This is a genomic window from Devosia sp. (assembly GCF_017307565.1).
Taxonomy (GTDB): domain Bacteria; phylum Pseudomonadota; class Alphaproteobacteria; order Rhizobiales; family Devosiaceae; genus Devosia.
Genome location: NZ_JAFKHD010000179.1, coordinates 1 through 10,227, shown reverse-complemented (window position 1 = coordinate 10,227; position 10,227 = coordinate 1). Strand labels below are relative to the sequence as shown.

Annotated in this window: 7 protein-coding genes and 2 pseudogenes; 2 read left to right on the top strand and 7 right to left on the bottom strand. The window is 61.6% G+C overall.

Going from position 1 to position 10,227, the window contains the following annotated elements; all coding sequences use genetic code 11:
- The 3 genes from J0I64_RS05160 to J0I64_RS05150 form a co-directional block, all read right to left on the bottom strand.
- Positions 1-1,022 (bottom strand): glutamate--tRNA ligase (locus tag J0I64_RS05160; RefSeq protein WP_291406539.1); only part of this gene is annotated, 1,022 nt, incomplete at its 3' end.
- Complete coding sequence (locus J0I64_RS05155) at positions 1,019-2,686, bottom strand: NAD+ synthase (RefSeq protein ID WP_291406538.1); 1,668 nt, start codon at positions 2,684-2,686, stop codon at positions 1,019-1,021. The genes J0I64_RS05155 and J0I64_RS05160, both read right to left, overlap by 4 nt.
- 140 nt (positions 2,687-2,826) lie before the next feature.
- On the bottom strand, positions 2,827-3,822 hold the full coding sequence (locus J0I64_RS05150; protein WP_291406537.1) for a hypothetical protein: 996 nt from the start codon (positions 3,820-3,822) through the stop codon (positions 2,827-2,829).
- A gap of 220 nt (positions 3,823-4,042) precedes the next feature.
- On the opposite strand from J0I64_RS05150, the gene J0I64_RS05145 reads away from it, so the two are divergent.
- Positions 4,043-4,468 carry a response regulator gene (locus J0I64_RS05145; protein WP_291406536.1) on the top strand — a complete coding sequence of 142 codons (426 nt, stop codon included), beginning with the start codon at positions 4,043-4,045 and terminating at the stop codon, positions 4,466-4,468.
- 41 nt (positions 4,469-4,509) lie between these two features.
- Here J0I64_RS05145 and J0I64_RS05140 read toward each other — a convergent pair whose 3' ends face one another.
- From J0I64_RS05140 to J0I64_RS05125, 4 genes and pseudogenes are all read right to left on the bottom strand, one after another.
- Positions 4,510-6,435, bottom strand: coding sequence for a PAS domain-containing protein (locus tag J0I64_RS05140; RefSeq protein ID WP_291406535.1), 1,926 nt, complete (start codon positions 6,433-6,435; stop codon positions 4,510-4,512).
- A gap of 113 nt (positions 6,436-6,548) precedes the next feature.
- A pseudogene (locus J0I64_RS05135) lies at positions 6,549-7,925 on the bottom strand (class II 3-deoxy-7-phosphoheptulonate synthase).
- Between the two features lie 252 nt (positions 7,926-8,177).
- The gene (gene gor / locus J0I64_RS05130) at positions 8,178-9,554 is read right to left on the bottom strand and encodes a glutathione-disulfide reductase (protein ID WP_291406534.1); all 1,377 of its coding nucleotides are present in this window, start codon (positions 9,552-9,554) and stop codon (positions 8,178-8,180) included.
- A 159-nt stretch (positions 9,555-9,713) separates the two neighbouring features.
- Positions 9,714-10,022, bottom strand: coding sequence for a DUF2059 domain-containing protein (locus J0I64_RS05125; protein WP_291406533.1), 309 nt, complete (start codon positions 10,020-10,022; stop codon positions 9,714-9,716).
- Between J0I64_RS05125 and J0I64_RS05120 the strand changes: the two are divergent.
- A pseudogene (locus J0I64_RS05120) lies at positions 9,924-10,227 on the top strand (DDE-type integrase/transposase/recombinase); the annotation flags it as partial. The gene J0I64_RS05125 and the pseudogene J0I64_RS05120 sit on opposite strands and share 99 nt — an antisense overlap.

Here is a 10,227-nt window from a genome sequence, read left to right as displayed (position 1 = left end):
TCGCGCAGCAGCAGCCAGATGGCTTCGCCTTCAAGGCCCATGGACGAGAGGCGCGGCTGCGCTTCGGCATAGGGCATGGTGTGGAGAAGGCGGGCATTGACGTTGTCGAGCTCGGCCGGATCGAAGCGCGCGGCGCCGTGCGAAATCATCGACAGCTCAAGGCGCTGGGCGATTGCATCGAGGCTTTCATAGGGCTCGATGGGTAGGCTCGTACCGGTGAGGGTCGCCATGATGGCGACCGAAAGCGGTTCGTAGCCCTCGGTGCGGAAATCGGAAATCGACTGCGAGCCCAGGCGCTTGGAAAAGCCCTGTCCGGCGGCGTCGGTGAGGAGATTGTGGTGGGCGAAGGTCGGGACCGTGCCGCCCAGAGCCTCGATGATCTCGATCTGGGTGCCGGTATTGGAGACGTGGTCTTCACCGCGGATAACATGGGTGATGCCCAGGTCAATGTCATCGACAACGGACGGCAGCGTATAGAGATAGGAACCGTCGGCGCGGATGAGGACGGGATCGGACATGGAGGCGGTGTTGACCGTCTGCTGGCCCTTGATGAGGTCCTGGAACTGCACCGGGCGACCATCGAGCTTGAAGCGCCAGTGGGGCTTGCGGCCTTCGGCTTCGTAGGCGGCTTTCTGCTCTTCGGTCAGGCTGAGGGCGGCGCGATCGTAGATCGGCGGTTTGCCGAGGAGGCGAGCGCGAGCGCGCTTGCGATCGAGTTCTTCTTCAGTCTCGTAAGCCGGGTAGAGGCGGCCCGAAGCGATCAGCCTGTCACGGGCGGCGTCATAGAGCGCGGTGCGCTCGGACTGGCGGACGAGCAGGTCGGGCTTGACGCCCAACCAAGCCAGATCAACCTCGATGCCGTCGGCGAACTCTCGGGTGGAACGCGCCAGGTCGGTGTCATCCATGCGCAGGACATAGCGGCCGCCGGTGCGGCGGGCGAAAAACCAGTTGAGCAGCGCCGGGCGGGCATTGCCGAGATGGATGCGGCCCGTCGGAGACGGGGCCCAGCGAACGACGGTCATCCGACGGTTAGGTCCTTATAGCCATTGGTGATGGGGTATTTGCGGCCGAGGCCGAAGGCGCGCGGGGTCAGTTTCGGACCCGGCGCGGACTGGCGGCGCTTGTATTCGGCGATGTTGATCAGACGTTCGATGCGTTTCACGAGAGCCGGATCGTGACCGCGCGCAACGACATCGCCGAGGCTCATCTCGTCTTCGACGATGGAGCGCAGGATATCGTCCAGCACCGGATAGGGCGGCAGGCTGTCCTGATCTTTTTGGTCAGGACGGAGTTCGGCCGAGGGCGCCTTGTCGATGATCGACTGGGGGATGACCTCGCCCTTGGGTCCAAGGCTGTCGCCGGGCATATGCTTGTTGCGCCAGTCGGCCAGCGCATAGACTTCCATCTTGAACATGTCTTTGAGCGGATTGTAGCCGCCGTTCATGTCGCCATAGATGGTGGCGTAGCCAACGCCCATTTCGGATTTATTGCCGGTGGTGAGCAGCATGGAGCCGAGCTTGTTGGAGACGGCCATGAGCACGACACCGCGCATACGCGACTGGATATTTTCTTCGGCGAGATCGGGCGCTCGATTGTCGAAGATCGGCGCGAGTTCGACGAGGGCGTCATCGACCGGATTGCCGATGGAGACAATGTCGTAGCGGACGCCGAGACGCTCGGCGCAGTCCTTGGCGTCCTTGAGGCTTTCGTCGGACGTGTAGCGATAGGGCAGCATGATGCAGTGGACCTTTTCGGGTCCAAAGGCATCGACGGCCATGGCGGCGACGACGGCGCTGTCGATGCCGCCCGAAAGGCCGAGCACGACGCGGCTAAAACCGTTCTTGTATACGTAGTCGCGAAGACCGAGGACGGCGGCTCGCCAAGGCGCTTCCTCGACGGAGGTCAGGTCTTCGATGCGGCAATTGTCCGAGGTCCAGGTGTCGCCTTCGCGGCGCCAGTCGGAGATCAGGAAATCGGTTTCGAAGCTCTTGCCCTGAAGGACGAGCTTGTCGCCGGGGGCGATGGCGAAGGAGGCGCCGTCGAAGACGAGTTCATCCTGGCCTCCGACCTGATTGAGATAGATCAGCGGCACGTCGTGCTCGACGGCGTGCTTGCGCACCAGTTCCTTGCGGATGTGCTGCTTGTTGGTCCAATAGGGCGAACCATTGGGGCAGAGCAGGATTTCAGCGCCTTCGCGCATCAGGTGCTCGCAGACCCATGGGTGCCAGATGTCTTCGCAGATCGGGATGCCGACCGAGACGCCCTTGATGGTCACGGGGAGAGGTAGCGGGCCGGCGGCGAAGTAGCGCTTTTCGTAGAAAACATCGTCATTGGGCAGCTCGCGCTTGAAGCGGAGGGCAAAGATTTTGCCTTTTTCGGCGACGACCACCGCGTTGTGGAGACCGGTCTGGTCCTTCCAGATGGTGGGCAGGACGAGGACGACATCGGTGCCGGCGGTTTCGGCGGCGAGCGTCTGGGCTGCGGCCATGGCGTCGGTGACGAACTGGGCCTTGAAGAGCAGATCGTCCGGAAAATAGCCGGTCAGGAACAGCTCGGAAAACATGAGGATGTCGGCCTTGGCAGCAACCGCATCGGCAAGGGCTTTTCGGGCCAAAGCGAGATTGCCGGGAAGGTCGCCAACCTTGGGATTGAGCTGGGCGAGCGCAATTCTGAGCTGGTCGGTCACGGAGGAAACCTAAGCAAATGGACGGACCGCCCGGCCCGCGGCCGAACGCGGGCAAGACTTAGCCTCTGGGCCGAGGGAGAGCAAGCATTGCCCGCAGGTCCCGACGGGGCGAAGAGCGCGATCCGTTGCCGGCCTGCGACCTAGAAACTACCCGAAACTTCCAGCAGCGCGCCGTAGCGCAGCATCGAGAAGGGGTTGTTGTTGGAAATGAAGGTCTGGCGTGACAACGTCGGGGTGGTCGATGGCGCCACAGGCTGCGTCACTGCAACCTCATCCCAAGTCACATCGTATTGACCGGTCAGATAGGACGCACGACCGCCGACACGGATGGACAGGTTTTCGGTGGGCCGGAAGCCGACCATAAGCTTGCCCGAAGCACCGTAGCCGTGACCATTTATGGAGACCGCAGAAGCCTGCGCATGCGTCGCCAGGTAGTCCTGCGCCTGGTAGGCACCATAGGTGCCGGTAACCCAGGAATACGGAATAGCAGCGGCCTCACCGAAGATATCGAACGCCCCGGCATCGAACTTACCAGCGACACCGAGCTTGAGATTGTGGATCTCGAAGTTGTTGATCTCGCTGTCGCCACCAGACAACTGCCAGACGCCGCCATTGTTGATCAACTGCCCAGCGCTACGGGCCGTCGAGAAATTGGCACGACCGGTATCGGGGGAGTCGTTTGTATATTGATAGCCCGTGATCATGCCGAAATGGACGGTGTCGTTGCCGAGCGGCATCCAGGCGAAGTCCAGGCCGGCATAACCGAGGCGCGCCGCCGGCAGCGTCTTGGAGGCACCACCATTGGTCGAGAACGTGCCTTCGTGGGCAACGCCATAGCCGCCGAACGCTTCGACGAATGAATTAGTGGATGCATCGTTTACCCGCGCGAAGACTTCGCCCGAGTGGGTCTTGGTCTCCATGGTCTGGCTGTCAGGACCACGCGAATGCTCCTGCTTGCCGATGGAGTACCAATAGCGCACGCCGGTCTCAAAGCTGAGCGGGTCGCCTTCTTCGGGGGCCCACTGGTCAGAGTAGGCGAGACGGAAATCGGGGAGCGCACCATAGTCAGCGGCAAGAACGTGCTGTGCAGATGCAGTCGACAGAATGGCCAGGGTGCTCAGGGCAAGCTGCTTCATCACAAACTCCCGATCGGTTTACCGCTTTAGATCGTGGATCGTTTATGAATGATTAGGGTTAATGTTCCGCTAAGCGGCAAAATAGGTGATTGGCGCTTTGGTAACTTCCCTGCCCCACACTAGCGATCACAAGCTGTCGATTCAGCGCTTCAGATGCAACCGGGGCCAGAATTGAGAGTTTGTTCGGGAAATCGAAGTTCAGTCAGAAGCCTGTTGTCCAATGTCGTGCCGCATCCTCATCGTTGAAGACGAAATCTTCGTCGCCTCGGAAATCGAGCAGATCGTCGCCGAAATGGGGCACGACCCCATCGGCATCGCTGCCGACAAGAAAAGTGCGTTGCGATTTGCGGGCGAAGCCGATGTTGCCCTGGTGGACCTCAACCTGCGCGATGGTCCGACCGGTATCGAGATCGGTCGTATCCTTGCCCAGACGCATGGCGCCAGTGTCGTCTTTCTTACGGCCAATCCAGCTCAGTTGGGCGCGGGCGTGCCGGGTACCATTGGGGTCGTTTCAAAGCCCCTGGCGGAAAAGGACCTGCGCGACATAGTCGCCTATGCAAGTGCCAGACGCGTTGCCGCTGACGCCGAACCGCCGCGACGGTTGAAGCTGTTCGATTGGTCGGATGGCGCCGCGATCACGACCTGAACGGTCATCGCCGAGATAGCTAACGCGAGCCGATACCCGACCTAGCCCTCCTCACCTGCAGCGGTGCGCAGACGGTTTGTTCTGAGGAGCGACACGAGTGGCAGCGACAGCTCTACCCGAAGGCCGTCCTTCTCCCAGATGCGCTCGATCGCGCCGCGCATCTGACCAGATACCGAAAGCTCGATGAGCTTGGAGCCAAAGCCGGTCAGTTGGCTGGGCTCGGCGATTTCCGGCCCGCCATGTTCTTTCCAGGTCACATGAAACTGCTCGTCTTCCAGACGGCCGGTCAGGTCGACCCAGCCTTCCGGGCGACTGAGGGCCCCATACTTGGCGGCATTGGTTGCAAGTTCATGGAACAGCAGGGCCAGGGGCGTCGCTGCGGCATCATCGATCATCGTATCGTCACCCGCATAGTGGATGCGACCGGTGCCCGTTTCGCTTTCATAGGGACGCATCAGCCGCGCGACCAGCGCCGATAGCCCCCCCTGCCCGCCCGGATGGCTGGACAAATAATTCTGCGGACGAACGAAGTCATGAGCTTCGCCGAGGGCAAAAATGCGCTGGCGCAGCTGATCGGCGAAATCGCGCACCTCGGGCCGACCACGCGCCGAGAGCGAAACTATGCCGGTAAGCACGGCGAAAATGTTCTTGATCCGATGGCTCAGTTCCTGCGCCACAAGCTCGCGCTCTTCGGCCGCCTTGCGCGAGTCGTGAATGTCGGTGCAAGTGCCGATCCAGCGCAGAACATCGCCATGGCTATCCCGAATGGGGAGCGCGCGCCCAAGGCTCCAGCGGTATTCGCCGCTATGGTGGCGCAGGCGGTATTCGATCTGGTAGGGTTCTCCGGTTTTCAGTGAGTGCTGCCAGACGGTGGATGCACGCTCGCGGTCATCAGGATGCAGCATTTCGCGCGCGTCGTTGTCGTTGATCGTGGCGCTGGCACTCAATCCAGTAAACTCGTACCAGCGCGCATTGAAGTAGTCGTGCATTCCATCCGGCCGGGTCGCCCACACCATCTGGGGCATGGTATCCGCCAGAGTGCGGAACTCGAGTTCGCTCTTAGCCAGCGCCTCGGCGGCTCGCCGCTGGTTGGTTATATCCACGGCGACGCCGGGAAAGCGGTAGACTCGTCCTTCTGCATCGAGGCGGGGCCGGCCCGAGGCCAGCAGCCAGCGACGAGTGCCGCTGGGATCAACGACACGATACTCAGAACGAAATTCGCTGCCATCTGCCATGGCCTGCTGCATTTCGGCATTCACCCGCGGCAGGTCTTCAAAATCAATGGCTAAAAGGTATTGCTCGAGCGGGGATCCAAGCCCGGCGACCTGTGGGTCGATGTTGTAAAGCCGGGCAAACTGATCGTCCGCCGTGACGACATTGTTGATGACGTCCCAATCCCAGGTACCCACCAGGGCAGAACTCGAAAGGGCGAGCGACAGCCGCTCTTCGCTGCGCGCCAGAGCGCTTTCGATCAGGATGCGGTCGGTGGTTTCGTGGACAACGCAGAGCGTGCCCATGGACAGACCATCGTCGCCGGCGACGGGGCTGTAATGCAGGTCCATCCATGCAGCTTCGAGCTGGCCGTGGCGATTAAGAGCCAGTTCCTGGTCGCGCAGCATCCAGGATTCGCCGCTGAGGCCGCGTTCCATTGTGCTGCGGTTGAAATCAGCAATTTCGGGCCAGGCGTCGAGCGCCGGCATACCGAAGATTGCCGGATGACGCTGGCCAGCAAAGCGCGCATAGGCGTCGTTGTAGACCAGAATACCCTGGAACCCGACCATCATGACCATGGGCGTTGATGCGACCATCATCAGGCGCACGGCACCCTTGAGACTATCCGGCCATTCCGGAATCGGGCCGAGAGGGTTCTCGGTCCAATCGTAGTCGTTGAGCAGTTTGACGGTCGGGTCTCGTTCTAGCGCAGCTCGAATTTCAGGTGCGGCGTTGGGAAACAGAGATCTCGGCATGAACCACTCGCGTTGGGGAACGGCACAACCTGTGCCCGGAAGCGGGCAAACAAAAGGCCGCGCAGCCCTTTAAGAACGCGCGGCCCCTGATTGGGTTCATATTGCCGGAAAGACTATTCTCCGGCGGCGCGGCGCTGGGCCGGCGGCTTCTGGGAGTGTACTTCCTCGGCAACGAGGAAGGCCAGCTCCAGAGCCTGGCTGGCATTGAGGCGCGGGTCGCAATAGGTGTTGTAGCGATCGGCCAGCGTCGTCTCGGTGACGGCGGAGAGACCGCCGACGCATTCGGTGACGTCGTCGCCGGTCATCTCGATGTGCACGCCGCCGGCATAGGTGCCCATTTCGCGGTGCACTTCGAAGAAATTGCGCACTTCGGTGAGGACGCGATCGAAGGGGCGGGTCTTGTAGCCCGTGGACGCCTTGATGGTGTTGCCGTGCATCGGGTCGCAGCACCAGACGACGGTGCGGCCAGCCTTCTGGACGGTTTCGATCAAACGCGGCAGGTGCTCGTGGACCTTTTCGGCGCCGAAGCGCGAGATCAAGGTGATGCGGCCGGCTTCATCGGTCGGGTTGAGCCGATCGAGAAGGCGCAGCAGGTCGTCGCTGGCCAGGCTCGGCCCGCACTTGATGCCGATGGGGTTATGGATGCCGGCAAAGTATTCGACGTGGGCCTCGTCGGGCTGGCGGGTGCGATCGCCGATCCAGAGCATGTGGCCGGAGGTCGCGTACCAGTTGTTGGTGATGGAATCGCGACGGGTCAGGGCTTCTTCATAGCCAAGAAGCAGGGCTTCGTGGCTGGTTTAGAAGCTCGTCTGCTTCAGCGCGGGGGTATTGTCCGGATTGAGGCCGAGGGCCGCCATGAAGGTGATGGCGTCGTCGATCTTCTTGGCAACTTCCTCGAAGCGAACGTTCCAGTTTGAGCCCTTCATAAAGCCCATGGTCCATTCGTGGATGCGCGTCAGCTCGGCATAGCCGCCCATGGAGAAGGCGCGCAGCAGATTGAGCGTCGCGGCGGATTGGCGATAGGCCTGCAGCATGCGGTCCGGATCGGGGACGCGGGCTGCTTCGTTGAACTCGATGGCATTGATGATGTCGCCGCGATAGCTCGGCAGCTCGACGCCGTCGATAATCTCGGTATCGGCAGAGCGGGGCTTTGCGAACTGACCGGCGACGCGGCCGACCTTGACGACGGGCTTGGACGCACCGTGGGTCAACACCACGGCCATCTGCAGGAAGACGCGGAAGAAGTCGCGGATGTGGTCCGCGCCATGCTCGGCAAAGCTTTCAGCGCAGTCGCCGCCCTGGAGAAGGAAGGCTTCACCACGGGCGACCGCAGCAAGACGAGACTTCAGCTCGCGCGCCTCGCCGGCAAAGACCAGCGGCGGAAACGTCGAGAGCTGGCGTTCGGCTTCGGCAAGCGCGGCCGGATCGGGATAGGCAGGAACCTGCTTGATCGGCTTTTCGCGCCAGCTGCTGGGAGTCCAAGTGGTCATCGTCATCTCGCTCACCCGGGGGCATTCCTAGGGTGCGGGCGGTCTACCAAGCCCCGCGCGCCCTGCCAAGGCCAAAGCGCGGCTCAGCCGTTCGGCTTTGGTCTGGGCGGCAAAAATCTATTCGCCATGCACTCAATGCCGTCGTCATTGCCGGGCTTCTCCCGGCAATCCATCTCGCGGCCGCATGGACCACCGGGACAAGCCCGGTGGTGACGATGGAATGGAGAGATGTTCACTAAGGATGGGACGGGCTCAGGCGGTCTTCTTACCGTCGCGATAGGTGTAGCTCGGGGCCTTGAAGGTCACGAGTTCTTCGGCGGCGCTCGGATGCAGAGCGATGGTGCGGTCGAAATCCGCCTTGGTCGCGCCCATGCCGACCGCGATACCGACGAGCTGGATCATTTCGGCGGCGCTGGGGCCCAGGATGTGGACGCCAAGCACCTTGCCCTCGTTCTTCTCGGTGATGAGTTTGAGGACCATGCGCTCGGTCTTGGTGGAGAGCGTGTTCTGCATCGGGCGGAAGCGGGCGACGTAGACGTCGATATCGCCATGCGTTGCCGCTTCGGGTTCGGTGAGACCCACAACGCCGATTTCCGGCTCGCTGAAAACAGCGGTCGGGATCAGCGAGTGGTCCACGGCCAGAGGTTTGTTGTTGTAGACGGTCTCGGCGAAGTACCAGCCTTCGCGAATGGCGACTGGGGTCAGCTGCGCGCGGCCGGTGACATCGCCCACCGCATAGACGGAGGGCACGGAGCTCTGCGAATAGGCGTCGACCGCGACCGAACCGTCTTCGTTGAGCTTTACGCCGGCGGTTTCGAGGCCCAGGCCCCAGGTGTTGGCGCGGCGGCCGGTGGCGAACATCACCGCATCATAGGGGGCCGTGACGCCATCGCTGAAGGTGGCATGGACGGCGTCGCCCATTTTCGAGAGCGAGGCGATGGTGGTCTGGTAGATCAGGCGCACGCCGCGGCCGGTAAGACCTGCTTCGAGCCCGACGCGCATGTCTTCGTCAAAACCGCGCAGCACGCGATCGCCGCGATAGATCAGTGTCGTATCGACGCCAAGGCCGGCGAAAATAGTGGCGAATTCGACCGCGATGTAGCCACCGCCCTCAATGAGGATGGTTTTCGGCAGGCGCGGCAGATCGAAGGCCTCGTTAGAGGTGATGCCGTATTCGGCGCCCGGAATATCGGGAATGAAGGGATGGGAGCCGGTGGCGACCAGAAGGCGCTCGGCCGTCAGCTCGCGGCCGGAAGCCAGCAGCTTGATGCTGTTCGGCCCGGTGACAACCGCGCGCTCCTTGATGATTTCGACGCCCGGCTTTTCGAGATTGGCGGTATAGGCCGCTTCGAGCCGGGTGATTTCCTTTTCCTTGGCCGCGACCAGGGTTGGCCAATCGAAGCTGGCATCAACCTGCCAGCCAAAGCTCGGGGCGAGGTCGAACTGGTCGGCAAAGCGCGAGGCGTAGACATAGAGCTTCTTGGGTACGCAACCGCGGATGACGCAGGTGCCGCCGACGCGGAACTCTTCGATGACGGCCACCTTGGCGCCGTAAGTCGCTGCCATGCGCGCCGCGCGCACACCGCCCGAACCGGCACCGATCACCAAAAGATCGTAGTCGAAAGCCATGGAAGTCCCCAAATCATTCATCGTCACTTGACGATATATATTTTCGGAAGGGCTGGTTTCCAAGCCCGGTCATTGAACGAGGAAGCAACAAAAGCGGCCCTTCAGCAACAAAAAGACCCCGCGCGATGGCGGGGTCTCGTGTCTGGCAGAACCGATCGATCAGAGTTCGATGTTCTGGGCGCGCAGTTCGGCGCGGACCTTGGCGAAGAATTCGCGCTTCAGGTTGTTCGAGAAGACCTGCATGACGCGCTGAAGATCAGTGTTCATCTCAGAATTGGCGGCGGCCAGTTTCTGGCCGGTCGGGGTCTCGTAGAAGGTCACGATATTCTGCAGCTCTTCGATGCTGAAGCGCAGCGCATAGACGCGTGCAAACTGGTCGAGCAATTCGGCGAGCCGCGGGTCGTGGTGACGGACAAACTGCGCAGCTACACCAACCCCGTTCAGACCCTCGCACCCAATGTGGATCATCGGGCACACAAGGGATTGAACAACAGAATTGAAGTCTCCCATCGTCCAACCCGAAAACGGGAGAACATCATGGGCCGGTTCAAATCGCTTCGGCAGGCACAACGCTTCCTGTCGGCACACGATCAAATCAACATAATCTTCCGCCCCAGCCGTTTTCGACTCTCAGCACACTCCTACCGTCATGCAAGGGCTGATGCTTTCGGCC

Excerpts from the sequence above, each read along its gene's own strand:
- J0I64_RS05140 (WP_291406535.1), bottom strand. The coding sequence starts at position 6,435 with ATGCCGAGATCTCTGTTTCCCAACGCCGCACCTGAAATTCGAGCTGCG.
- J0I64_RS05150 (WP_291406537.1), bottom strand. The coding sequence starts at position 3,822 with ATGAAGCAGCTTGCCCTGAGCACCCTGGCCATTCTGTCGACTGCATCT.
- gor (WP_291406534.1), bottom strand. The coding sequence starts at position 9,554 with ATGGCTTTCGACTACGATCTTTTGGTGATCGGTGCCGGTTCGGGCGGT.
- J0I64_RS05125 (WP_291406533.1), bottom strand. The coding sequence starts at position 10,022 with ATGATCCACATTGGGTGCGAGGGTCTGAACGGGGTTGGTGTAGCTGCG.
- J0I64_RS05145 (WP_291406536.1), top strand. The coding sequence starts at position 4,043 with ATGTCGTGCCGCATCCTCATCGTTGAAGACGAAATCTTCGTCGCCTCG.